20 protein-coding genes and 1 pseudogene are annotated in these 22,441 nt (G+C 76.3%); 13 read left to right on the forward strand and 8 right to left on the reverse strand.

Annotated elements, in window-relative coordinates:
- Positions 1 to 413: 413 nt before the first annotated feature.
- Complete coding sequence (locus ACZ5OX_RS18290; protein WP_465630982.1) at positions 414 to 1,298, reverse strand: LysR family transcriptional regulator; 885 nt, start codon at positions 1,296 to 1,298, stop codon at positions 414 to 416.
- A gap of 105 nt (positions 1,299 to 1,403) precedes the next feature.
- Here ACZ5OX_RS18290 and ACZ5OX_RS18295 point away from each other — a divergent pair, with 105 nt between their 5' ends.
- From ACZ5OX_RS18295 to ACZ5OX_RS18310, 4 genes are all read left to right on the forward strand, one after another.
- On the forward strand, positions 1,404 to 2,402 hold the full coding sequence (locus ACZ5OX_RS18295; protein ID WP_465630984.1) for a DMT family transporter: 999 nt from the start codon (positions 1,404 to 1,406) through the stop codon (positions 2,400 to 2,402).
- 10 nt (positions 2,403 to 2,412) lie between these two features.
- Positions 2,413 to 3,723, forward strand: coding sequence for a sensor histidine kinase (locus tag ACZ5OX_RS18300; RefSeq protein ID WP_465630985.1), 1,311 nt, complete (start codon positions 2,413 to 2,415; stop codon positions 3,721 to 3,723).
- A complete protein-coding gene (locus ACZ5OX_RS18305) occupies positions 3,708 to 4,364 on the forward strand; it encodes a response regulator (RefSeq protein ID WP_465630987.1) in 657 nt (218 codons plus the stop codon). The genes ACZ5OX_RS18300 and ACZ5OX_RS18305 overlap by 16 nt, the downstream gene beginning before the upstream one ends.
- Positions 4,365 to 4,432: 68 nt before the next feature.
- Positions 4,433 to 4,795, forward strand: coding sequence for a hypothetical protein (locus ACZ5OX_RS18310; protein WP_392872484.1), 363 nt, complete (start codon positions 4,433 to 4,435; stop codon positions 4,793 to 4,795).
- Here ACZ5OX_RS18310 and ACZ5OX_RS18315 read toward each other — a convergent pair.
- Complete coding sequence (locus tag ACZ5OX_RS18315) at positions 4,767 to 5,939, reverse strand: glycosyltransferase family 4 protein (protein WP_465631392.1); 1,173 nt, start codon at positions 5,937 to 5,939, stop codon at positions 4,767 to 4,769. The genes ACZ5OX_RS18310 and ACZ5OX_RS18315 overlap by 29 nt on opposite strands.
- A complete protein-coding gene (locus tag ACZ5OX_RS18320; RefSeq protein ID WP_465630988.1) occupies positions 5,846 to 7,048 on the reverse strand; it encodes a hypothetical protein in 1,203 nt (400 codons plus the stop codon). The genes ACZ5OX_RS18315 and ACZ5OX_RS18320 overlap by 94 nt, the downstream gene beginning before the upstream one ends.
- Positions 7,049 to 7,349: 301 nt before the next feature.
- Between ACZ5OX_RS18320 and ACZ5OX_RS18325 the strand changes: the two genes are divergently transcribed.
- The 4 genes from ACZ5OX_RS18325 to ACZ5OX_RS18340 all read left to right on the forward strand — a co-directional run bounded on the left by ACZ5OX_RS18325 (position 7,350) and on the right by ACZ5OX_RS18340 (position 12,674).
- Positions 7,350 to 8,396 (forward strand): GNAT family N-acetyltransferase, encoded by a 1,047-nt coding sequence (locus ACZ5OX_RS18325; protein WP_465630990.1) that lies wholly within the window; start codon positions 7,350 to 7,352, stop codon positions 8,394 to 8,396.
- The gene (locus tag ACZ5OX_RS18330; protein ID WP_465630992.1) at positions 8,389 to 9,183 is read left to right on the forward strand and encodes an aminotransferase class IV; all 795 of its coding nucleotides are present in this window, start codon (positions 8,389 to 8,391) and stop codon (positions 9,181 to 9,183) included. Before ACZ5OX_RS18325 ends, ACZ5OX_RS18330 begins: the two co-directional genes overlap by 8 nt.
- 105 nt (positions 9,184 to 9,288) lie before the next feature.
- Entirely contained in the window at positions 9,289 to 10,152 is an 864-nt protein-coding gene (locus ACZ5OX_RS18335) for an ABC transporter ATP-binding protein (RefSeq protein ID WP_465630994.1), read from the forward strand.
- Positions 10,149 to 12,674, forward strand: a complete 2,526-nt coding sequence (locus ACZ5OX_RS18340; protein ID WP_465630996.1) for an FtsX-like permease family protein — start codon at positions 10,149 to 10,151, stop codon at positions 12,672 to 12,674. Before ACZ5OX_RS18335 ends, ACZ5OX_RS18340 begins: the two co-directional genes overlap by 4 nt.
- A gap of 242 nt (positions 12,675 to 12,916) precedes the next feature.
- Here the strand turns inward: ACZ5OX_RS18340 and ACZ5OX_RS18345 are convergent, their stop codons facing one another.
- Positions 12,917 to 14,065, reverse strand: a complete 1,149-nt coding sequence (locus tag ACZ5OX_RS18345) for a Cmx/CmrA family chloramphenicol efflux MFS transporter (protein ID WP_465630997.1) — start codon at positions 14,063 to 14,065, stop codon at positions 12,917 to 12,919.
- Positions 14,066 to 14,214: 149 nt separating this feature from the next.
- Here ACZ5OX_RS18345 and ACZ5OX_RS18350 point away from each other — a divergent pair.
- Positions 14,215 to 14,388, forward strand: a pseudogene (locus tag ACZ5OX_RS18350) (DUF6342 family protein); the annotation flags it as partial.
- Between the two features lie 105 nt (positions 14,389 to 14,493).
- On the opposite strand, the gene ACZ5OX_RS18355 reads toward ACZ5OX_RS18350, so the two are convergent.
- Positions 14,494 to 15,402, reverse strand: a complete 909-nt coding sequence (locus ACZ5OX_RS18355) for a diacylglycerol kinase (protein WP_465630999.1) — start codon at positions 15,400 to 15,402, stop codon at positions 14,494 to 14,496.
- Complete coding sequence (locus ACZ5OX_RS18360; protein WP_465631001.1) at positions 15,399 to 16,967, reverse strand: FAD-binding oxidoreductase; 1,569 nt, start codon at positions 16,965 to 16,967, stop codon at positions 15,399 to 15,401. The genes ACZ5OX_RS18355 and ACZ5OX_RS18360 overlap by 4 nt, the downstream gene beginning before the upstream one ends.
- Before the next feature lie 74 nt (positions 16,968 to 17,041).
- On the opposite strand from ACZ5OX_RS18360, the gene ACZ5OX_RS18365 reads away from it, so the two are divergent.
- Positions 17,042 to 17,644, forward strand: a complete 603-nt coding sequence (locus ACZ5OX_RS18365) for a TetR/AcrR family transcriptional regulator (protein ID WP_465631003.1) — start codon at positions 17,042 to 17,044, stop codon at positions 17,642 to 17,644.
- Positions 17,641 to 19,224, forward strand: coding sequence for a glycerol-3-phosphate dehydrogenase/oxidase (locus ACZ5OX_RS18370; RefSeq protein ID WP_465631005.1), 1,584 nt, complete (start codon positions 17,641 to 17,643; stop codon positions 19,222 to 19,224). Before ACZ5OX_RS18365 ends, ACZ5OX_RS18370 begins: the two co-directional genes overlap by 4 nt.
- 141 nt (positions 19,225 to 19,365) lie before the next feature.
- Here the strand turns inward: ACZ5OX_RS18370 and ACZ5OX_RS18375 are convergent, their stop codons facing one another.
- Positions 19,366 to 19,659 carry a hypothetical protein gene (locus tag ACZ5OX_RS18375; protein WP_449788631.1) on the reverse strand — a complete coding sequence of 98 codons (294 nt, stop codon included), beginning with the start codon at positions 19,657 to 19,659 and terminating at the stop codon, positions 19,366 to 19,368.
- A gap of 184 nt (positions 19,660 to 19,843) precedes the next feature.
- Here ACZ5OX_RS18375 and ACZ5OX_RS18380 point away from each other — a divergent pair, with 184 nt between their 5' ends.
- Together ACZ5OX_RS18380 and ACZ5OX_RS18385 are read left to right on the forward strand one after the other, a co-directional pair.
- Positions 19,844 to 20,260, forward strand: a complete 417-nt coding sequence (locus ACZ5OX_RS18380) for a hypothetical protein (protein ID WP_465631007.1) — start codon at positions 19,844 to 19,846, stop codon at positions 20,258 to 20,260.
- Between the two features lie 143 nt (positions 20,261 to 20,403).
- Positions 20,404 to 20,979, forward strand: coding sequence for a TerD family protein (locus tag ACZ5OX_RS18385; RefSeq protein ID WP_049650185.1), 576 nt, complete (start codon positions 20,404 to 20,406; stop codon positions 20,977 to 20,979).
- Positions 20,980 to 21,024: 45 nt separating this feature from the next.
- Here the strand turns inward: ACZ5OX_RS18385 and ACZ5OX_RS18390 are convergent, their stop codons facing one another.
- Complete coding sequence (locus ACZ5OX_RS18390) at positions 21,025 to 22,248, reverse strand: FAD binding domain-containing protein (RefSeq protein WP_465631009.1); 1,224 nt, start codon at positions 22,246 to 22,248, stop codon at positions 21,025 to 21,027.
- Between the last annotated feature and the right edge of the window lie 193 nt (positions 22,249 to 22,441).

The raw sequence follows: 22,441 nt of genomic DNA on the forward strand, positions 1-22,441 counted from the left end.
GGGGCGCGCCCTTTTGGGGAAATACAGAAACTACCAGGAGGGCGCGGAGGAAGGGTCCACCGTGCCGCCCCCCCCCCCCCAGGGGGGGGGGGGGGGGCCCCCCCCCCCCCCCCCCCACCGGCGGTCGTTCCGTCAGCAGGGCCCGCGGCGGCCCAGACGCCCCACTGGCCGCCGGTGCCCGGCACCTCGTTCACCGTCCAGCGGCGACGGCGACGGCCGGGGCGCCGAAACGGCGTGGATCAGCGCATTCCACCCCACCGCTCCGCCACCCCACCGCCCCTCCACCCCACCGCTCGCCCCCCTCGCCGGACGCCCCGTCAGCGGCCGGTGAATCCACCCGACCGATGGGGGAGCCGTTGCGGCAGCTCAGGCCCTGGCGGCGGGGCTCGGTCAGGCCCTGGCGGCGGGCCCGCTCAGGTCCTGCCGACGAGGTCCGCGCCCACGCCCGCCAGCAGACCACTGACCGCCGGGGACCACGGGCGGCCGCTCGGCCCGGTGAGCGTCAGCGTCCGGTGGACGGCGGGGCGGATCGGGATCAGCACGCAGTCGGCCGGGAGCATGGTCATCGCCAGCGCGGGCATCACCGACACCCCGAGGCCCGCGTGCACCATGCCGATCAGGGTGTTCAGGTCGCGGATGCGGTGCCGCGGAGTGAAGCGGACCCCGGCCCGTCGGTAGGCCTCGCGGACGTGGCGCTCGCAGCCGCCCTCCGAGAGCAGGAAGTCGTCGTCCTCCAACTCGGCCACGTGGACGGTCGGTTCGCCGGCCAGCGGGTGGTCGCGGCGCAGCAGCACGTGCATGGAGTCGGCGCCGAGCGCGACCGCCCCGGGCGGCAGACGGCCGACGTCCATCAGTACGGCGGCGTCCACCATGCCCGCCTCCAGCCAGGCCGGCAGCTCGTCGTCCTCGCCCTCGAAGACCCGGACGGCCAGCTGCGGGTGGGCCGCCCGCCAGTCCTTCAGCAGCCCGGGCAGCAGTGCCTGGCAGACGGTGGTCGGCGCCGCCAGCCGTATGGTGCCGGTCAGGCCGCCGGAGTGCCGGGCGGCGATCGCGCGGACGGCGGCGGCCGAGGCGACGGCCGTCCGGGCGTGCGGCAGGACCTGTTCGCCCAGTGGGGTGGCGCGGCACGGGCTGCCGCGCCACAGCACGGGCGCGCCGAGGGCCCGTTCCAGGGCGGCGACGGCGTGCGAGACCGCGGACTGGCTGATGCCCAACTCGTCGGCGGCCGCGCCGAAGCCACCGGTGTCGGCGACCGCGACCAGGGCCCTGAGCTGGGCCAGGTTGACGTCCGAGGTCATGAGACTTCCTCATCGCCGGTGCAATGCCACTTGTTGGACTCATGGTGTGGCGCCGGGCCAGTCTCTGTCCAGCTGATGGCACGGACTCGGACACGGGAGTCGGACATGGAGGTGGTGGGGATGCGGCGCTGGCTGCCGGGCTTCGTGGCCCTGTCGGCGATCTGGGGCGCGAGCTTCGCCCTGATCAAGGTGGCGGTCGACGCGGGGGTGCCGCCGATCTGGGTGGCTCTGTGGCGCTGCCTGCTGGGCGCGGCCGCGCTGTGGGTGATCTTCGCGGTACGCGGCGAGCGGGTCCCGCGCGACCGGGCGCTGTGGGGCCACTCGGCGGTGGTCGCGGTGCTGCTCAACGCCGTGCCGTTCACCCTCTTCCCGTTCGGCGAGACCAGGGTCAGCTCGCTGCTCGCCGGGGTGGTGAACGCGACCACCCCGCTGTTCACCCTGCTGTTCGCGGTGCTGACCGTCCCCGAGGAGCGCCGTCCGGGCGCCCGGCGGCTGGCCGGACTCGGGCTCGGCTTCCTCGGCGTGCTCACCCTGCTCGGAGTCTGGCACGGCCTCGGTGCCGGCGCGACGACCGGCGCGCTGGCCTGCCTGGCCGCCACCTGCTGCTACGGCGCCGGCTACGTCTACCTGCGTCGCTTCCTGTCCGGCCGCTCGGAGTCGGTGGCCGCCCTGTCCGTGCTCCAGATCACCTGTGCCGCCGTCGAGCTGGCCCTGGTCGCGCCGCTCGCCGCGGGTGTCCCGCACTGGCCCGGGGCCGGCGCCGCGCTCGCCCTGCTGGTGCTCGGCGTGCTCGGCACCGGCGTGGCGTACCTGCTCAACATCGCGCTGGTGCGCAGTGCGGGGACGACCGTGGCCTCCGCCGTCACGTACGCGATGCCGCTCTGGTCGACGGCGCTCGGCGCGGCCGTTCTGCACGAGCCGGTGGGCTGGAACGCCCTGGCCGGCGGCGCGCTGGTGATCGTGGCCGTCGCGCTGACCAGGCCGCGCCGGGCCCGGGCGGAGGCTCCGGCGGAGGCCCAGGGGGCAGCCCGGGCGGAGGCTCCGGCGGAGTCCCAGGTGGCGGCCCCGGGCGGAGCCCCGAAGGGCCGTCCGACGTTCCGTTAGGGTTGACCGGGTGAACGAGGGGAGCAGCGAGGGGGAGCGGCGGCCGGCGTCCGTCCGTGAGGCGCTGTGGGCGCACCCGCTGCGCTTCCCCTTCACCCGCCGGGTGCCGCGCTGCTGGGCGTACCTGCTGGGCAGCGCCCTGCTCGGCCCGGTGCAGCTGGTGGTCCTCGCGGTGCTGCTGGTGCTCGGCGTGGGCCTGTCGGTGGTCGGCATCGGGCTGCCGGTGCTGCTTGTCCTGGCGCTCGCAGGCATCCCGGCCGCCACCGCGGCCCGGTGGCGGCTGCGGCTGGTCGAGCCGGTCCCGCTGCCCGACCCGCACCGAAGCCTGCCCGGGGCGGGCCGCCGCGCACGCATCCGCACCCGGCTGCGCGAGCGGGCCACCTGGCGCGAACTCGCCCACGCGGTACTCGCCTCGACGGTGCTGGCCGCCGCCGCGCTCGGCTTCACCGTCCTCCTGGTGCTCTCCGGCCTGTACGTGCTCTCCCCGCTGGTGGTCTGGGCGCTCGCGCCGGAGACGGTGATGCTGATCCCCGGGCACACCGTCCACGGGCCGCTCGCCGCCCTGCCGTTCGCCGCCGCCGGGCTGGCCGGCCTGCTGCTCTGCGCCTACGCCGGTGCGCTGCTGACCGCCGCCGAGGTCGCCCTGGCCCGCTTCCTGCTCGGGCCCCGGGAGGACGACCTCGGCCGCCAGGTCCTCGAACTCACCCGCTCCCGTGCCCGGTTGGCCGACGCCTTCGAGGCCGAGCGGCGCCGGATCGAGCGCGACCTGCACGACGGAGCGCAGCAGCAGCTGGTCGCGCTGAGCATGACCCTGGGGCTCGCCGAGTACGAGCTGCGCGAGCGGGACGGCCGGGCGGCGGAACTCGTCACCCGGGCGCGCGGCGAGGCCCGGCAGGCGCTGGAGCAGCTGCGCGGGCTGGTGCGCGGCATCCACCCGCAGGTGCTCACCGACCACGGGCTCGCCGCCGCCGTGGACGAGGTCGCCCAGCGCCACCCGATCCCGGTGGCCACCGACATCGAGCTCCCGGAGCGGCTGCCCGCCCCCGTGGAGACCACCGCCTACTTCACCGTCACCGAGGCGCTCACCAACGCCGCCAAGCACAGCGGTGCCACCGCGATCACCGTCCACGGGCGGGTCTCGCGCGGCCGGCTGGTCGTCCAGGTGACCGACGACGGCCGCGGCGGGGCCGACCCGGCCGCCGGGGCCGGGCTGGCGGGACTCGCCGACAGGGTGGCACTGCTGAGAGGACGGCTGATGGTGACGAGCCCGACGGGCGGCCCGACGACGCTGCGGTTGGAGGTGCCGTGCTCCGGGTCGTGATCGCCGAGGACGCGGTGCTGCTGCGCGCCGGACTGGTCGAACTCCTCGCCCTCGGCGGCCACGTGGTGACCGCCGCCGTCGGCGACGCCCGGGCGCTGGCGGCGGCCGTCGACGCCGACCGTCCCGACATCGTGCTCACCGACGTCCGGATGCCCCCCGACCACACCGACGAGGGCCTGCGCGCCGCCCTCGCCCTGCGCGAGCGCCACCCGGGCCTGCCCGTCCTGGTCCTCTCCCAGTACGTGGCCACCCCGTACGCGACCCGGCTGCTCGCCGCCGCCGGTGCCCAACCGGCCGGTCTGGGCTACCTGTTGAAGGACCGGGTCGGCGACGTCGCGGAGTTCCTGGATGCGCTGCGGCGGGTCGCCGGCGGGGAGACGGTGATCGACCCCGAGGTGGTCCGGGTGCTGCTGCGCGGCCAGTCCGCCGACCGCCCGCTCGCCCGTCTCACCCCGCGCGAGCGCGAGGTGCTCGCGCTGATCGCCGAAGGCCTCAACAACCAGGCCGTGGCGGGCCGGTTGAGCATCACCGAGGCCTCGGTGGTGAAGCACTGCGGGAACATCTTCATGAAGCTGGACCTGGACCCGACGGAGGGCAACCGGCGGGTGCTCGCGGTGCTGGCCCACCTGCGCGGGGAGTGAGCGGCCGGCCCGCCGGATGACGGATCACCCCCTTGTCAGGGCGGTCGCGGTGCCGGAACGATGGCGTCATGGCAAGGACACGGGAACCCCAGAGCGCGCTCGTCAACCGACTGCTCAAGGGCGAGGCGACCAAGGACGACACCACGACGGCCCAGGCGAACTTCCTGCTGTGGCTGCGCCAGGAGTGGGCCGGGGACGGCGACCAGGCGCTGACGGCCTGCCAGGACATGCTGACGCAGGCCGGCGGCGAGGAGTGGCGGGCACTGCCGGAGCGTGACCTGTCCGCCCACGTCTGGCTGTTCAGCTTCTCCTGCCCGAGCCGGGACGACCTGGCCGGTCAGGCGCGGAACTGGGTGACGGCGGTCCACGCCAACGGCGGGGCCCCGGCGATCGCCCGCCTGGTCAGGCACCTGCGGGGGCAACCGGAGTGACGTGCGCGGCCGGAGCGCCGCCCTCAGTGGCCGGGGCGTCCGGAGTGGCCGGGGCGCCGCCCGCAGCGGCCGGGGTGTCCTGAGCGGCCGCTTCCGGCAGGGGCACGGTGGGGTCGAGCAGGTCGGTGAGCCGCCGGGCCGAGGCCTCCCAGGTCCAGTGCTCCTCGGCCCAGCGCCGTCCCGCCGCTCCCATCCGGGCGCGCTCGGCGGGCGGGGCCAGCAGGATCCGGGTCAGGGCGGCGGCCACCTCGGCGGGGGCCCGGCCGTCGACCACCGCGCCGGTGACACCGTCCAGGACGGTGTCCGGGGCGCCGCCGGAGCGGCCGGCCACCACCGGGAGGCCGGCGGCCGCCGCCTCCAGGAAGACGATGCCCAGGCCCTCGGCCTCCAGGCCCAGCCGGCGGGTGCGGCACGGCATCGCGAAGACGTCCGCCTCGGCGTAGTGGACGGCGGTCGCGGCGTGGTCGAGGCCACCGGTGAACACCACGCTGCCAGGCTCGGTGAGCCGGCGGGCGAGGCCCCGCAGCCGGCCCTCGTCCGGGCCCCGGCCGACCAGCACCAGGGTGGTCCCGGGCACGGCCCGGCGGACCGCGGGCAGCGCCCGGATCAGCACGTCCTGGCCCTTGCGCGGGACCAGTCGCGCCACGCAGAGGACCACCGGTGCGGTCGCCGGGCTCCCGGCGCCGGTGGGCCGGAACACCGACGGGTCGACCCCCGGCACCAGGCGCGCCAGCCGGGCGTCCGGCCCGAGCGCGGGCGCGATCCGGGCCCGGGTGTAGGCGCCGAGGTAGGTCACCACGTCCGTACCGCGGCCGATCCGGCGCAGCAGGCCGCGGGCGCCCGGGGTGCGGGCCCACCAGATCTCGTGGCCGTGGGTGGTGGCGACGGTGCGGCGGATGCCCGGGGCCTGCCGCCGCAGGGCGGGCGCCATCGCGGCGAGCGGGGCCGCGGCGCCGAACCAGACCCGGTCGCAGCCGTGGGCGCGGGCGATCTCCGCGGCTCGGCGGGTGGCCCGCGGGGTCGGCAGCAGCACGCGGGCGCGGTCGCGGATCACCGGGTAGGGGAGAGCGGCGTCGTGGCGCCCGGCGCCCGGTTCGGCCGAGGTGTAGACCACGACGTCGTGACCGGGGACGCGGTCGGCCATGGCCCGGACGAAGGTCTCGATGCCGCCCTGGCGCGGCGGGAAGTCGTTGGTGACGACGAGGGTGGTGCCCATGGCAGGCCTTTCGGAACGGAGGACGAGGAGGAGAGCAGGACGAGGACGAGCGGCAGCGCGAGGTAGCCGAACCGCCCGGCGGGCGCCAGCAGGAAGGCTGCCGACAGCCCCAGGGCCAGCCGGTGCGCCGCGGCGGCCGCGGTGCGGGGCGGGCGGGTGACCAGCGAGGCCCCGACGGCGAGCCCGGCGAGCAGCAGCAGGCCGACGGCGGCGTACCAGCCCACCGGGCCGAGATCGGCGAGCAGCCGCCCGGGCAGCGGGCTGGCGGCCGGGGTCGCCAGCCGGCCGCGACCGGTGGGGAAGGCGAACACCTGCTCCACCAGCGGCCCGGGCGCGCGCAGCGCCACCGGCAGCACCGCCACCGCCGCCGCCCCCACCGCGACGGCCGTCCCGCGCAGCGCCGCGCGCCGCCCGGCGGCGGCCGCCAACAGGGCCGCCACCACGGCGAGCGCCGGCCAGGCCGTCCACTTCAGCGAACAGGCGGCGGCCAGCGCCGACCCGGCCGCCACCGGCCGCCGTTCGGCGGCGCGGACCAGGGCGAGCCGGCACAGGCCGATGAGCGGCAGGTCGACCCCGCTGACGCAGAGCGGCAGCGCGACCACCGGCGAGGCGGTGAGCGCGGCGGCGCCGAGCCGGCGCCCGGCGGGCACCGTCCGCAGCACGCAGACCAGGAAGACGGCCGCGCACCAGAGCCGGGCGTCACCCAGCGGCGAACCGCCCAGCAGCGCCCGGGGCAGGCCCAGCAGGGCCATCCCCGGGAGGTACGGGTCGTACTCCTCGACGGCCTGCGGGTCGGCCCGGTACGGCGTGCCGGTGTGCAGCAGCAGTGACCCGGAGCGCTCGATCACCCCGACCTCGCTCTGCCCCTGCCCGGTCGGCAGTAGCACGAGCAGCGGCACCAGCACCGCCCCGACGGCCGCGACCGCCACCGACAGCTCGGGCCCGCGCCGCCGTGCCGTCGCCACGACGAGCGCCGCGAGCAGGTACCCGCCGGCCGCCCAGGCCCCCCAACTCCGGTGCGGCCCGAGCCCGGACACCAGCGGGAACGCCCCCGCCCACCCCGCCGCGGCCAGCCACCCACCGCACCACCACCACGCCCGTTTCGTCACCCCTTCATTGCATCGCCGCAGGCCGGCGGGGTCAGCACGGTCAAGTCGAGTCCCGTGGTCGGGTTTCCCCTACCTCCGCCCGGGCGCCGCACGTGTCCGCGGCACCGTCCCGCTGCCGCGGGCGGCGAGCCGGTCCGTCCGGCCCGGGGGCCGAACGCCCCCGGCCCGCACTGACGTTCGGTGGCAGGCGGATTACTGATCGTCCCGGCGGGGCCGCTATCCTCGCCGTGTGCTGAGGTCGTGGGATGCGGCGGTGGAGCGGGCGCAGGACCGGCTGGCGGCGGGGCCGCGGCTGCGGGCGGCCGGGCCGGGGGAGGAACGGCGGTTCGCGCTCTGGGACTTGGCGTCCCTGGTGGAGGGCGGGCTGGGCGAGCTGGTGGACCCGGACGGGCTGGCGCCGCAGGCGGAGCGCGGGTGGCGGGAGCGGCTGGGGGAGAGCGGGCGGGAGTGGCCCGGCGGCGAGCTGTACCGGCGGCGCTACTGGATCCAGGACGACGGCGGCACGGTCGTCGGCACCGTCGCGGTGGACAACTGGACGAAGGGCCCGAGCCAGCTCGCCGTCTCCTCCCTCTACGTGACGCCGGAGGCGCGCGGCCGCGGCCTGGCCGCCGCCGCGCTGGACGAGGTGTACGCGGCGGCCACCGCCGAGGGCCTGCCCGGGTTCCGGCTGGAGGCGCACTGGGCCTGGCAGCCGGCGGTCCGCTACTACCTGCGCCGGGGCCTGTGGGTGGTGGGCTGGAAGCGCTCGCTGTCCTTCGCCCGGATGCCCCAACTCCCCGCGCACCGCGTGCGGGAGCAGGACGGCCGGCTGCTCCTGCTGGTCGAGGACCGGCTGCGCGGCTGGGTGCCGATACTGGCCGCCGGGCAGGAGGGCCGCTGGCTGCGGCTGGACGAGACGGCGGACTACCGGGGCTGCGACGCCTGGGTGCACGAGTACGCCCGCTCCACGCTCGCCCTGTACCTGGCGCTGGCCGGCCGGCCGCTGGTGCGCGGCCCGCAGTGGTGGGCGGAGGCGTGGCGCTGGTCGGACGCCGGGGAGCCGGAGGGCCTGGCGTACCGGATCGAGGAGTTCGAACGGTTGGCCCGGGCGGCGGGACGGCCGGTGGCGAGCCCATACCGCCCGGTGCCGCTGCCGGAGTCCCCGCTGCCGGAGTCCGCGCTGCCGGAATCCCGCCTCTCGGAGCCCCCGCTGCCGGAGCAGGCCTCGCCCGGGCGGGCGGCGCCGGAGCAGGCCCCGCCGGTTTCCTCGCGGCTGGCAGACTCGGGGGATGGCTGAGATCGAGATCGACGGCGCCCCCGCCGACCCGGCGCGGCTGGCCGCGCTGGGGCTGCTCAACTACGGGCACTTCACCACCCTGCGCGCCGAGGCGGGCCGGGTGCGCGGTCTGGCGCTGCACCTGGACCGGCTGGTCCGGGACTGCCGGCTGCTGTTCGGCGCCGAGTTGGACCGGGCGGTCGTGCGGGAGCGGATCGGTGCGGTGCTGCCGGCCGACGGCGCGCCGGTGATCGTCCGCGTCACCGTGTACGACCCGGCGCTCGGCCTGGAGCGCCCCGCCGCCCCGGCCGCACCCGCCCTGCTGGTGACCACCCGCCCGGCCGCGACGTCCGACCCCGCCCCGCTGCGGGTCCGCACCACCCCCTACCGGCGGGAGCTGCCCGAGGTGAAGCACGTCGGCCTGTTCGGCCTGGTGCACCACCGCCGGCAGGCCCAACTGGCGGGCTTCGACGACGTGTTGCTGGTCGACGAGGGCGGCCTGGTGGTCGAGGGTGCGACCTGGAACGTCGGCTTCCTGGCCGGGGACGAGCTGGTCTGGCCGCAGGGCCCCAGCCTGCCCGGCGTCACCGAGGCCCTGCTGTCCGCCGCGTACCGCGGCCCGCAGTCCCGCGTGCCGCTGCCCGCCGACGCGCTGGCCCGCTTCACCGCCGCCTTCGCGGTCAACGCGGGCGTCGGGGTGCGTCCGCTGGCGGCCGTGGACGGCACCGCCTTCGACCCCGCGCACCCGGTGCTCGCCGAGCTGCGAGCCTCCTACCTGGGGATTCCCGGCGAACGGGTGGGGGGATAACCCCACCTCCGGTCCGCCGGTGGCCTGCATGGTCCGCGGAGCCCGCGCTTCCTAGGTTTGAGCGCGTTGACGACGAGCGACGCAGAACCGAAGGAAGGCCCACCCATGGCACGCCGCCAAGACCACCGCAGGACCGACGAGTTCGGAACGGACCGGTACGGCCACGGCCACGGCCACACCGCGGACCGGTTCGGCGGCGCCCCGTACGCCCCGGCCCCGCAGGCGGCCCCCGCGATCGAGCTGCGCGGGGTGCGCCGCACCTACGGGCGCGGCGAGGCGACGGTGCAGGCGCTGCGCGGCGTCGACCTGGCGCTCGCCCACGGCAGCTTCACCGCGGTGATGGGCCCGTCCGGCTCCGGCAAGTCCACCTTCCTCCAGTGCGCGGCGGGCCTGGACCGCCCGGACGCCGGGCAGGTCCTGCTGGGCGGCGAGGACATCACCGCGCTCGGCGAGGACCGGCTGACCAAGCTGCGCCGCAGCCGGATCGGCTTCGTCTTCCAGTCCTTCAACCTGCTGCCCTCGCTGACCGTCGAGCAGAACGTGCTGCTCCCGCAGCGCCTCGCCGGGGAGCGCCAGGACCGTGCCCGGGCGCGGGAGCTGCTGGCGCGGGTGGGCCTCGGCGAGCACGCCGGGCGGCGGCCCGGCCAGCTCTCCGGCGGCCAGCAGCAGCGGGTGGCGATCGCCCGCGCGCTGATCACCCGCCCGGACGTGGTGTTCGCCGACGAGCCGACCGGCGCGCTGGACACCCGGACCGCGCACGAGGTGCTGTCCCTGCTGCGGCAGGCCGTGGACTCGCTCGGCGCGACGGTGGTGATGGTGACCCACGACCCGGTGGCGGCCTCCTTCGCCGACCGGGCGCTGTTCCTGGCCGGCGGCGCGATCGTCGACGACCTGTCGCACCCGACCCCGCAGGCCGTCGCGGACCGGATGGTCGCGCTGACCGCCCGCCCGGTGGGAGCGGCGGCATGACGAACGGACTCGCGCGCGCCTCGGTGCGCTTCCGGCCCGCGTCCTTCGCGGGCACCCTGGTCGCCCTGCTGCTGGGCGCCGCCGTGGTGGTCGCCTGCGGAGTGCTGTTGCAGACCGGCCTGACCGCGAGCCTCGCGCCGACCCGGTACGCGGCCGCCCCGGTGGTGGTCGCGGCCGAGCAGACCGTGAAGTTCCAGCGGAAGATCGGCGAGGACACCGAGACCGAGGAGCAGGCCGTCCCGGAGCGGGCCCGGACGGACGCCGCACTGGTCGCCCGGCTGGCCGCCCTGCCCGGGGTCGCGGCCGCCCGCCCGGACACCGCCTTCCCGCTGCCCGCCACCGACCGGGCGCCGGCCCTGACCGGCCGGGGCTTCGCCGCGCTCGGCATCGCCGGGCCGGGCGACAAGCTGGTCGAGGGCCGCGCCCCCGGCGCGAACGAGGTGGTGTTGGACGCCGACACGGCGCACGCCGCCCATCTCGTGCCCGGCGCGAGCCTCACGCTCACCGCGCCCGGCGGCACCGCGGACTACCGGGTCTCCGGCCTGGCCGCCGCCCAGCAGGCCGGCCCCACCGCCTGGTTCGCCGACGCCACCGCCGACCGCCTCTCCGGCCACCCCGGCCGGATCGACGCCGTCGCCGTACAGCCCCGCGAGGGCGTCACCACCGCCGCGCTCGCCGCGCAGGTCCGCCAGGCCGTCGGCGGCGACGCCAGGACCTTCACCGGGCACGACCGGAGCGCCGTCGAGCACCCCGCCCTCGGTGACGCCCGCACCATGCTGATCGCGCTCGGCGGCACCTTCGGCGGCTACGCCACCATGACCGCGGTCTTCGTGGTGATGAGCACCGTCGCCCTCGCCACCGGCCAGCGCGCCCGCGAGTTCGCCCTGCTGCGCGCCATCGGCGCCACCCCGCGCCAGATCCGCCGCACCATCGCCGCCGAGGCGATGCTGGTCGCACCGCTCGCCGCGGCCCTCGGCGTCCTGCCCGGACTCGCCCTCGCCCGCTGGTGGTTCGGCCAGCTGGTCGAGCGCGGCGCCGTCCCCGCGGACGTCCGCCTGGACGTCGGCCCGCTGCCGGTGCTCGCCGCCGTCCTGGTCTGCACCCTCGCCGCGCTGACCGCCGGCTTCCTGGCCGCCCGCCGGCCGTCCCGGATGCGGGCCGCCCAGGCGCTCGGCGAGGCCGCCGTCGAGCCGCCCCGCCCGGGCCGGGTGCGCACCGTCCTCGGGCTGGTCTTCGTCGCCGGTGGCGCCGCGGCCGCCGCCGTCGCCACCTCCCTGGACGGCACCAAGGCCGCCCAGACCGCGCTCGGCGTGGTGATGTGCTTCATGCTGGCCGTCGCCCTGCTCGGCCCCTGGCTGGCCCGCGCCGCCGCCGTGGTGCTCGGCGCCCCGCTGCGGGCCGGCGGCGCGCCCGGCTCGCTGGCCGCCGACAACACCCGCGCCAACGCCCGCAGGCTGGCCTCCGCGATCACCCCGATCGTGCTGGTCACCGCCTTCTGCGGCACCCTGCTGGTCCTCCAGAGCACCGTGCGCCACACCACCGGCGAGAACGTCCGGGCCGGTGTCACCGCCGACCACGTGATCGCCTCCACCGGCCCCGGCCTGCCCGCCGGGACGGCCGAGCGGGCCGCCCGGGTGCCCGGCGTGGACACCGCCGTCGGCGTGCTGCGCACCGGAGTCGTCTTCGAGAACGGCGGCCAGCCGGGCTCCGCCCCCGTGCTCGGCGTCGACGGCGACCCGGCCCGGCTGCCGAAGGTGCTCGACCTGGGCGTGCGCAGCGGCACGCTCGCCGACCTCGGCCGCGCCCCCGACACCATCGCGCTGAGCGCCACCATGGCCGACGCGTTCGGCGCCCGGGTCGGCGACCGGGTGAAGCTCTGGCTCGGCGACGGCACCGCCGTGCGGCCCGCCGTGGTCGCGGTGTACGACCGCGGGCTCGGCGTCGGCCAGGCGCTGCTGCCCCGGGCCGCCGTGGCCACGCACGTCACCACCGGGTACGACAGCCAGGTGCTGGTCGCCGACGCGCCGGGCGCCGACCCCGCGGCGGTGACCGCCGGACTGGGCGCCCTGACCGGCGTCGCCGTGACCGACCGGGCCGGTTTCGTCGCCCAGGCCGACAAGGACCTGGAGCTCAGCGGCTGGGCCAACACCGTGATGGCCGCCGTACTCGGCGGGTTCGCCGCCGTCAGCGCCGCCAACACCCTGGTGATGACGGTGCTGGACCGGCGCCGTGAGGTCGCGCTGCTGCGACTGGCCGGCACCACCCGGCGCCAGGTGCGCGGCATGATGCGCTGGGAGGCGCTGCTGGTCGCCTCGACCGGGCTGGCGGTCGGCGCGGCGATCGCCGGGATCACCCTGGTGCCGGTCGCCCGGGGCGTCGCCAACTCCGCCCCGTACGTGCCGCCGATGCTCGCCCTGCCGCTGGCCGCCGGAGCCGTGCTGCTCTGCCTCGCGGCGACCGGGGTGCCGGTCCGGGCGCTGCTGCGGACCCGGCCGGCGACGCTGGGCACGGCACGCCAGTAGCGGCGGAGCGGAAGCGGGACGCGGTGAGAGGGGTGCGCTCGAGGACGACTCGGGCGCACCCCTCGTTCGGGTGAGGGCGACGGCCCGAGTGGGTGGCAGACGAAAATGGAGCACGAGGACATGGCGATGATGGCGGACTTCACGGTGCGCTGACGGGAGGGCCGCCCCGGCCGCCGGAGTGCCGCAGGGCGTGCGCCGGGCCCTGCGGCACTCGCGTTCCGGCGCCGCCGGACTGCGGCTCCTCAGCCGACCGGCGGCCGTACCGTCGCGACCAGCAGCGCCGTGGCGACCAGCAGGCCGGCGGCGTAGTACGGCCCGAGGCCGCCGGCCGCGGTGCCGAGGGTCGCGGCGGCGAGCAGCGGACCGGCGGTGGCCCCGAGGTTGAGCGCGGCGGCGGCGTAGGCGCCCGCCAGGGTGGGGGCGCCGGCCGCCTCGTACAGCACCCGCGTGATCAGCGTGCCGCCGACCGCGAAGGACAGCGCGCCCAGCAGGAACACCAGCGGCAGCAGCGCGCCCGGCGCGTCCGAGACGACGGCGAGCGCCGGCCAGCCCACCAGCAGCAGCGGGCCTCCGACCGCGAGGACCAGGCCGGGGCGCCGGTCCGCGAGCCGTCCGGCGACGCTGACCCCGGCGAACGACCCCGCTCCGAACAGCACCAGCGCGACCGGCACCCACAGCTCGCCCAGCCCGGCGCGGCCGGTCACCACGGGGGCGAGGAAGGTGAAGCCGCCGAAGGTGGCCGCGTTGACCAGGGCGGCGAGCAGCATCGCGCGGAGCAGCGGGGGGCGGCGCAACTCGGCAACCTCCGAGCGCAGTTCTGTTGTCGCGCTCCCGTCGGACGAAGTGGCCGGAGACGGAAGGTACTTGGCGATCCCGGCGGCGGCCGGCAGGCAGAGCAGCGCGACGGCCCAGAACGCGGCCCGCCACCCGAACACCGCGCCCAGCACCGCCCCGCCGGGGACGCCGGCCACCGTCGCCACCGTCGTTCCCGACAGCAGCACGGCGATCGCCCGCCCCTTGCGGTCCGTCGGGACCAGCGCGGCGACGGTGGTCAGGGCCACCGCCAGGAACCCGGCGTTGGCGAGCGCGGCCACCACCCGGGTGGCGAACAGCACCGGGAAGCTCGCGGTGAGCGCCCCGACGGCGTGTGCCGCCGCGAAGGCCAGGACGAACCCGAGCAGGCTGCCGCGACCCGACCGGTTGCGGACGAGCACGGCCATCAGGGGCGCGCCGACCGCCATCCCGACCGCGAAGGCCGAGGTCAGCCCGCCGGCGGCGCCGACGGGGACGCCGAGGTCGGCGGCGAGGTCGGGCAGCAGCCCGGCGAGCATGAACTCCGAGGTGCCCATGGCGAACACGGCCAGGGCGAGCAGGTAGAGCGGAAGAGGCATGGAGAGGCTCCGAGGAGGGCGGTGGGAACGAGGAACGGACGTCTCGTCACCGCACGCTCAGCCCCCGGACGGCGCAGACGTGGCGCTCGCCCGGACCGGAACTCGGTGGTTCGGTTCGGGGGTTCCGGGTTTCAGGGGGCTGACGGCGCGTGACCGAAAGCCCCCACCCTGGATGCCTCAGGGCTCGACATGCCCGCAGGCTACCCGACCGTCCGCCGTCGGAGCACCCGGTTTCGACCCACCAGGGCGACGTGAAGAAGATCATCGCCGTGCTGGACTCCCGCGGCGTCCTGTCCATCGCCGGCCAGGTGTTCACCGACCAGAAGAACCCGACCTACTGGCGGTACCGGGGTCCACGCGCTCACCGGAGCGCGCGGACCTCCGCCGTTCGCCGGCCCGGCCGCCGTCGGGCGGCGCCGGCCACCGGCTCACGGCACCAGCACCCGCAGGGCGTCCTTCGCCACCGCGACGTCCACCGGGAGCCGGGTGATGAACTCCCCGTCGGCGTAGGCGGTGATGCCGGGGGACTCGATCCGCAGGGACTCGGTGCGCAGCGTGGTGACCTCCGGGTGGCTGATGTGGGTGCCCTTGAAGAGCGTCGGGAAGAAGCGGGCGATGCGCAGCCGCGGCATGGCGTCGACGAGGGTGACGTCGAGCAGGCCGTCGTCGGGCAGGGCGGCGGGGCAGATCAGCATGCCGCCGCCGTAGCTGCGGGTGTTGCCGACGGCGGCCAGGGTCAGGTCGCGTTCGATGACGGTGCCGTCGGTGAGGGTGATCCGGAACGGCAGCGGGCGCAGGTTGGCGAACTCGACGGCGATGGCGAGGTTGTAGCGCATCCGGCCGCGCGGCCAGCGCAGCCGGTTGGCGCGGTCGCTGACCAGCGAGTCGAAGCCGGTGGCGAGGACGGAGCCGTACCAGCGGACGGCGCCGTCCGGGCCGGTGACCCGGCCGAGGTCGATGCCGCGGGTGCGCCCGGCGGCGATGACGTCGGCGGCGGCTTCGGGGGCGCCGAGCGGCAGCCCGTACTCACGGGCGTGGTCGTTGCCGGTGCCGGCGGGTATCACGCCGAGTGGCACGGGGGTGCCGGCCAGGGCCTGGAGGGCGAGGTTGATCATGCCGTCGCCGCCGACCACGGCCACGGCGTCCACCCCCTCGGCCGCCGCCTCGCGGGCGAGGCGGACGGCGTCCTCGGGGGAGCGCCCGGCGTGCGGTTCGACCTCGATGCCGAGGGCCCGCAGCCGGGCGGTGGCCCGGTGGGCGGCGGGCTCGGCATGGCCGACGCCCGCCGCCGGGTTGGTGAGAACGGCGACCCTGCGGACGGTTCTCACCTCGTTCACGGGATCAACTTGCCCGGGTTGAGGATGCCCGCCGGGTCGAGTTCGGCCTTGACGGCGCGCAGGATGCGCACGCCGAGGTCGCCGACCTCCTCGGTCATCCACGGCCGGTGGTCGGCGCCGACGGCGTGGTGGTGGCTGATGGTGCCGCCCGCGCCGATGATGGCGTCCCCGGCGGCGCGCTTGGCGACGCCCCAGCGGGTCAGCGGCTCCTCGCCGAGGGCGGAGACGACGGTGAAGTAGAGCGAGGCGCCGGTCGGGTAGACGTGCGAGATGTGGCAGAGCACGAGGGCGCCGGGCAGGGCCCCGGTGAGCGCCTCGGTGACGGCGGTGCGCAGGGCCGGCAGCCGGCTCCAGCTCGTCGCGGTCTCCAGGGTCTCGCAGAGCGCGCCCGCGCTGAGCAGGGAGTCGCGCAGGTAGGGGGCGTTGAACCGGCCGTGCTCCCAGGCCCGGGCGGGGGCCTCGCCGAGCGAGGTGCCGCCGGCGGCGAGCAGGGCGTCGTGGGTGAGCTGCTGCCGGGCGGCGACCTGGGCGGCGCTGCCCTCGAAGACGGTGACGGCCAGGCAGCCGCTGACCGTCGGGGCGCCGCCGATCTGCTCGGTCATCGCCAGGTTGATCATGGTCTCGGCCTCGTCGGAGAGCCGGATCACGGTCGGGCCGGTGTCCTGCTGCTCGACGGCGCGCAGCGCGGCCGTCCCGGTGGCGAAGTCGGGGAAGCTCCACGCCTCGTACGCCTTGACGGCGGGCAGCGGGTGAACCCGCAGCCGGACGGCGGTGATCACGCCGAGGGTGCCCTCGGAGCCGAGGAAGAGCTGGCGCAGGTCGGGGCCGGCGGCGGAGGCGGGGGCGCGGCCGAGGTCGAGCACGCCGGCGGGGGTGACGACGCGCAGGCCGCGCACCATCTCGTCGAAGCGCCCGTACCCGGCGGAGTCCTGGCCGGAGGAGCGGGTGGCCGCGAAGCCGCCGATGGTGGCGTAGCGGAAGCTCTGGGGGTAGTGGCCGAGCTCCCAGCCGCGTTCGGCGAGCAGCGCCTCCGCGGCCGGGCCGGTGAGGCCCGCGCCGAGGACGGCCTCGCCGGAGGTCTCGTCCAGTTCGAGCAACTGGTCGAAGCGGCGCAGGTCGAGCGAGACGACGGCGTCGAGGCCGCCGCGCTCGGGGTCGAGGCCGCCGACCACGCTGGTGCCGCCGCCGAACGGGACGACGGCGATGCGGAGTTCGGCGCACACCGCGAGGACGGCGGCGACCTCCTGCTCGTCGCCGGGCAGCACGACCGCGTCGGGCGCGTCCTGCGCCTCGCGGCTGCGGCGGCGCAGCAGGTCCGGCGTGGACTTGCCGCCGGCGCGCGGCAGCCGGTCGGCGTCGGCGGCGCTGACGTTGGCCTCGCCGACGGCGGCGGCCAGGGCGGCGAGGGCTTCGGCGGAGAGCCGGGACGGGCGCAGCACGACCTCGTCGGCGCTCGGCCCGGGGGTGGCATCGCCGGTCACGCCGAGGGCCGCGGCGAGCAGTCCCTTGATGTCGGCGGACAGCTCCTTGGCCAGGGCCGGGTCGCCCCAGGCGTCCCACTTCATCGGGGGGAGCGGAAGTGCGGCGCCGGCCGGTCCCGCTTGCGTTTCAGGTGCCATGCGTTACAGTTTCACACATCATGTCAAGTAGTAACGCCGAGCCTCAGCCCCCGGCCGCCGGGGAGCGCAGCACCGACGACGCGATCCTGGACGCCGCCGCCGACCTGATCGTCCACCTCGGCGTGCGCCGCACCCAGCTGGCCGAGATCGCCCGCCGCGCCGGGGTCAGCCGCCCGACCGTCTACCGCCGCTGGCCCGACGTCCGGGCGGTGATCGGCGCACTGCTCACCAGGGAGATCATGACCACCCTGGAGGGCGCCGGGCTGGACGTCCACGACCGGGAGACCCTCGTCGGCCGGGTCGTGGAGATCGCCGTCCGGCTGCGCGACCACCCGGTGCTCGGCGCACTGCTGCACTCCGACGACTCCGACCTGCTCCTCCAGTACGTCGTCGAGCGGCTCGGCGCCAGCCAGCGCGGCCTGCTGGAGGCGCTGCGCACCGGCATCGAGCAGGGCCAGGAGCACGGCTCGATCCGGGCCGGCGAGCCGCTCGAACTGGCCGCCATGGTCCTGCTGATCGCCCAGTCCACCGTCCAGTCGCACCGCATGGTCGCCTCCCTGCTGCCCGAGGCGGCCTGGCGGCGCGAACTGGCCAGAGCACTGAACGGATACCTCGCTCCATGACCCCCACCGCAGGCCCGTACGCCGGGACCTCCCGACTCGACGCCGCACGCCGCACGCTGGAGCTCGAAGCGCTCGGTGACGGCCCCCGGATCGACCTCCTGGTCATCGGCGGCGGCGTCACCGGTGCCGGCGTGGCCCTGGACGCGGCCTCACGCGGCCTGCGCACGGTGCTGGTCGAGGCCCGCGACCTGGCCTTCGGCACGAGCCGCTGGAGCTCCAAGCTGGTGCACGGCGGCCTGCGCTACCTCGCCTCCGGGCGGATCAAGGTGGCCCGGGAGAGCGCCGTCGAGCGCGGCGTGCTGATGACCCGCACCGCCCCGCACCTGATCCGGGCGCTGCCCCAACTGGTGCCGCTGCTCCCCGACCTGCTGCGCCCCGGCCAGGCCACGCTGATCCGCACCGGCTTCCATGCCGGGGACGCGCTGCGCCTGACGGCCGGCACCCCGGGCGCGCTGCTGCCGCGGGTGCGCCGGATCGACGCCGACCGGACCCGCAGGCTGGTGCCGGGCGTACGGACGGACGGGCTGCGCGGCGCGCTGGTGGCGCACGACGGCCAACTCGTGGACGACGCCCGGCTGGTGGTCGCCCTGGCCAGGACCGCCGCGCAGTACGGGGCGAGCGTGCTGACCAGGGTGCGCGCCGAGCAGGTCACCGGCACCTCGGCCCGGCTGGTCGACACCCTCACCGGGCAGGAACTGGCCGTCCGGGCCGGCGCGGTGGTCAACGCCACCGGCGTCTGGGCGGGCGAGGTGGACGCCTCGATCAGGCTCCGGCCCAGCCGGGGCACCCACCTGCTGGTGGACGCGCAGGCGCTCGGCAACCCGACCGCCGCCCTCACCGTGCCGGTGCCCGGCTCCACCAGCCGGTTCGTCTTCGCCCTGCCGCAGCAGCTCGGCCGGGTCGCGATCGGCCTGACCGACGAGGACGCCCCGGGCCCGATCCCGGACGAGCCCCAGCCCACCGAGGCCGAGCTCTCCTTCCTCCTCGACACCGTCAACGCCGCCCTCGAGACCGCTCTGACCAGGGCGGACGTGCGCGGGGCCTACGCCGGGCTGCGCCCGCTGATCGACACCGGGGACGGCAGCACCGCCGACATCTCCCGCGAGCACGCCGTGCTGGAGAACCCGGACGGGGTGGTCACCGTGGTCGGCGGCAAGCTCACCACCTACCGCAAGATGGCCGAGGACGCGGTGGACGCCGCCGTCCGGCTGCGCGGCCTGTCGGCCCGGGCCTGCTGGACGGCCCGGCTGCCGCTGATCGGCGCCCCCGGCCACCGGGACAGCCGCCCGCTGCCCACCGGGGATGGGGGCGCCGGTTCGGTGCCCGCCTCGCTCATCGCCCGCCACGGTGGTGCGGCCCACGAGGTGTTGGCGGCGGGGGAGTTGACGCCGGTCGCGGAGGGCCTGGACGTGACCCGCGCCGAGATCGCCTACGCCGTCAGCCACGAGGGCGCGCTGGACATGGCCGACGTGCTCGACCGCCGCACCAGGATCGGGCTGGTCGCGGAGGACGCCGAGCGGGCCCGCAAGACCGTCGAGGAGATCCTCGGAGAGTGCCGCGGGGCGGGTCAGGAGGGCTGAGCGGCCCGGGGGAGGGGCGCGAGGTCCGGCTCGACCCAGCGCGTCCGGGCCCGCTCGTCCGCGAGCGTCCCGGGCCGGTAGCGGCGGACGGCGAGCCAGGTGAGCCGGACGTGCTGAAGCGGGGTCGGCGGGCCGTCGGGGTCAGCGGGCCGTGCGCTCGGGCATCGGGTGTTCGGCGCCGGACAGCTCCAGCACGCAGGAGAGCGGGTGCTCGGCGCGGCCGGTGCGCTCCAGCCGCACCGCGAGCGGCTTCGGCGGCTCCTCGGCGACCTGGGTGGCGAGGGTCAGCGGGTAGGTGCCGTGCCCGTGGACGCGGTGGAAGGCGCACTCCTTGCCGTCGACCAGCACCTCGGTCTCGGTGATCCGGCCGGAGCGGATGTTGACGGTCACCGAGTGCCCGCCCTGGTCGAGGTGGAAGCTGTACCGCTGGCGCATCGGGACCTCCGGCGACCGGGCCGCGACGAGGGGGAACGAGGGGGCGGGGAAGATCCGACGAGGGGAAATCCACTGACAGTTTAAGGCCTGTCTTCGAACTCGCGTCTGCGGGGCGCCCGCCCTCCGGGCGGGCAACGGGGGTTGGAGGACAGGCCCGGGGCGGCGGGTCGTTAGGGTGCTCGGCATGCGGAGCACAGCGGGTGGCCTGCGGCCGTACGGGCCGGACGACGAGGTGGCGGAGCACGAGTACGTCCTCGGGCTGTACCGGGTGCCGGTCAAGGTGAGGACGGGGCGGAAGGCCGGCCCGGCGCCGGGGTCCGGGCGGCTGGAGGCGTGGGTGGACGGGGGCGCGCTGCGGGCCGTCCTGCGCCGTCTGGGTGCGCGGGCGCTGCCCACCCTCGCCCGGCACGAGCCGGACCTCGACTTCCGCAGCCGGATCGGGCGGCCGTCGATGGCCGGGCTGGTCCGGGAGGTCGAGCGGGTGGACCTGATCCGGCTTCCGGCCGCCGAGCGCGAGGTGCTGAGCCTGCTGCTGGGCTGGGGCCGCAGGTCGCTGGCCGAGGACGGCGCGCTGCGGATCGAGATCGACGCCGTGCAGTGAGCGTGAGCAGTGAGTAGTGAGTAGTGAGCGGTTCCCGTGCGCGACCCGGAGAAATTCCCGGGGCGGGCCCACCCGCAGACGGATTCTCGTGATCTCTACAGTGTTGTAGATTCGTCCACAGGGAGAGATCAGAGGAGGGCATTGTGGGAGTTTCGCTGGCCAAGGGCGGCAACGTCTCGCTGAGCAAGGAGGCGCCCGGTCTGAGCGCCGTGATCGTCGGTCTCGGCTGGGACGTGCGCACCACCACCGGGGCCGACTACGACCTGGACGCCAGTGCGCTGCTGTGCAACGCGCTGGGCAAGGTGGTCTCGGACCAGCACTTCGTCTTCTTCAACAACCTCCGCAGCCCCGAGGGTTCGGTCGAGCACAGCGGCGACAACCTGACCGGCGGCGGGGACGGGGACGACGAGCAGATCAAGGTCGACCTGGACCGCGTCCCGGCCGACGTGGCCAAGGTGGTCTTCCCGGTGTCGATCTACGACGCCGACGCCCGGCTGCAGAACTTCGGCCAGGTGCGCAACGCGTTCATCCGGATCGTCAACCAGGCCAACGGCCTCGAGATCGCGCGCTACGACCTGACCGAGGACGCCTCCACCGAGACCGCGATGGTCTTCGGCGAGCTGTACCGCAACGGCAACGAGTGGAAGTTCCGCGCCATCGGCCAGGGCTACGCCTCCGGCCTGCGCGGCATCGCGACCGACTACGGCGTCAACGTCTGATCGTCCGCGGTGATCTGACGGGGTTTCGACGGTCGCGGCGAGTGCTCAGCCCGTCCGGCCGAGTACGTGGCCGCCGAAACCCCCGCCGCCGGTGAACTGTTGCTGCCACCAGGCGGTCATGGCCGGCTCGTCCATCCCCGACCAGTCCGGCGCCGCGGTGACCTGGGCCCGGCCGAGGGTGCGGCCCAGATCGACCAACTCCCGCCCGGACGCCGTGCGTTCGCGGTCGTAGGCGGCCAGCAGGGCCGGCCAGGAGCCGTGCTCCCGTCCGGCCAGCTCGAAGGCGTGGGCGTCCTGCATCGCCTTCACCACGCCGCTGGTGTTGTGCGGGCGCACCACGGTGGCCGCGTCCCCGCCGATCAGCAGCCGGCCGGCCGTGCGGTGCGGGGCCGCCAGGTCGTAGATCGGCTGCAGGAAGGTCCGTTCGCGCGGGGTCAGGGTGACCAGGCCGGCCCAGTACGGCGGCAGGTGTCGCTCGGCGAGCTGCCGCAGTTCGTCCAGCTGTCCGTCGCCGAGGGTGCCCGCCGGGATGCTGGTCGGGCCGTCGAGCCGTAGCCAGGCGGGGGTGGGGGCGTAGAAGACCCAGTTCACCCGGGTGCGGCCGGGCTCGACCCCGGGGATGCGGTAGATCACCACCTGGCCGCCGGGGTAGCAGGCGGTGACGCACTGTTCCTCGGGCCAGGGCGCCGCGCCGCCGGGAAGTTCGGCCAGCAGGGCGGAGTCGTAGCTGCCGCGCCAGCACACGTACCCGGCGTACTCGGGCCCGGCCTGGGGGCAGACGGCGGCGCGGACCACCGAGCGGTAGCCGTCGGCGCCGATCACCAGGTCGTACTCCTCGCGGCCGCGACCCGCTTCGGCCCAGGCGCCGTCCCGGCCGTTGCCGACGGCCGTCACGGTGGCGCCCAGCCGGAACTCGACCTGCTCGGGCGTCCGTTCGCGCAGCGCCTGCCAGAGCACGCCCCAGTGGTGGGAGTGGAACGGGAAGGGCTGGGCCCAGAGCAGGCGCCCGCAGCCGTCCGGTCCGTCGCCCTCGCCGGCCGCGCCGCGGGTGACCCAGCGGCGGACGGTGAGCCGGTGGCGGCGGGTGTCGGCGTCGAGGTGCCCGGCCCGGACCAGTTCGTCGAAGCGGTCGTTGTGGGTGCACAGCCCCACGCCGCGGTCCTCCAGGCGGCCGGGGCTGCGTTCCAGCACCACCACCCGTTCCGCGCCGAGCCGGGCGGCGGCGCCGGCGAAGGCGCTCCCGGCGATGCTGCCCCCGACCACGGCCACCGAGCCACCCCGCACAGTCGCCCCTCTCCCGAGCTCGCGACGTTCCCCACCCTGTCCGGGACACGACGATACGCCGCCCGTCCGCTCCGGGTGCCGTGTTCTGCGCCATCCGAAGGGCGCATCGAAGCGGGTTCCCGGGCTTTATGCAACTAGTTGCATATCCCGCCGCCCGTCCCCTACTCTGCGGTAACCA

This window comes from Kitasatospora sp. NPDC032121 (genome assembly GCF_055580145.1).

What these genes read in the sequence shown, in the direction of transcription:
- ACZ5OX_RS18295 (WP_465630984.1), top strand. Translation starts at nt 1,404, where the DNA reads ATGGAGGTGGTGGGGATGCGGCGCTGGCTGCCGGGCTTCGTGGCCCTG.
- ACZ5OX_RS18375 (WP_449788631.1), bottom strand. Translation starts at nt 19,659, where the DNA reads ATGCGCCAGCGGTACAGCTTCCACCTCGACCAGGGCGGGCACTCGGTG.
- ACZ5OX_RS18330 (WP_465630992.1), top strand. Translation starts at nt 8,389, where the DNA reads ATGGCTGAGATCGAGATCGACGGCGCCCCCGCCGACCCGGCGCGGCTG.
- ACZ5OX_RS18310 (WP_392872484.1), top strand. Translation starts at nt 4,433, where the DNA reads ATGGCAAGGACACGGGAACCCCAGAGCGCGCTCGTCAACCGACTGCTC.
- ACZ5OX_RS18370 (WP_465631005.1), top strand. Translation starts at nt 17,641, where the DNA reads ATGACCCCCACCGCAGGCCCGTACGCCGGGACCTCCCGACTCGACGCC.
- ACZ5OX_RS18360 (WP_465631001.1), bottom strand. Translation starts at nt 16,967, where the DNA reads ATGAAGTGGGACGCCTGGGGCGACCCGGCCCTGGCCAAGGAGCTGTCC.
- ACZ5OX_RS18335 (WP_465630994.1), top strand. Translation starts at nt 9,289, where the DNA reads ATGGCACGCCGCCAAGACCACCGCAGGACCGACGAGTTCGGAACGGAC.
- ACZ5OX_RS18340 (WP_465630996.1), top strand. Translation starts at nt 10,149, where the DNA reads ATGACGAACGGACTCGCGCGCGCCTCGGTGCGCTTCCGGCCCGCGTCC.
- ACZ5OX_RS18315 (WP_465631392.1), bottom strand. Translation starts at nt 5,939, where the DNA reads ATGGCCGACCGCGTCCCCGGTCACGACGTCGTGGTCTACACCTCGGCC.
- ACZ5OX_RS18365 (WP_465631003.1), top strand. Translation starts at nt 17,042, where the DNA reads ATGTCAAGTAGTAACGCCGAGCCTCAGCCCCCGGCCGCCGGGGAGCGC.
- ACZ5OX_RS18380 (WP_465631007.1), top strand. Translation starts at nt 19,844, where the DNA reads ATGCGGAGCACAGCGGGTGGCCTGCGGCCGTACGGGCCGGACGACGAG.
- ACZ5OX_RS18345 (WP_465630997.1), bottom strand. Translation starts at nt 14,065, where the DNA reads ATGCCTCTTCCGCTCTACCTGCTCGCCCTGGCCGTGTTCGCCATGGGC.
- ACZ5OX_RS18290 (WP_465630982.1), bottom strand. Translation starts at nt 1,298, where the DNA reads ATGACCTCGGACGTCAACCTGGCCCAGCTCAGGGCCCTGGTCGCGGTC.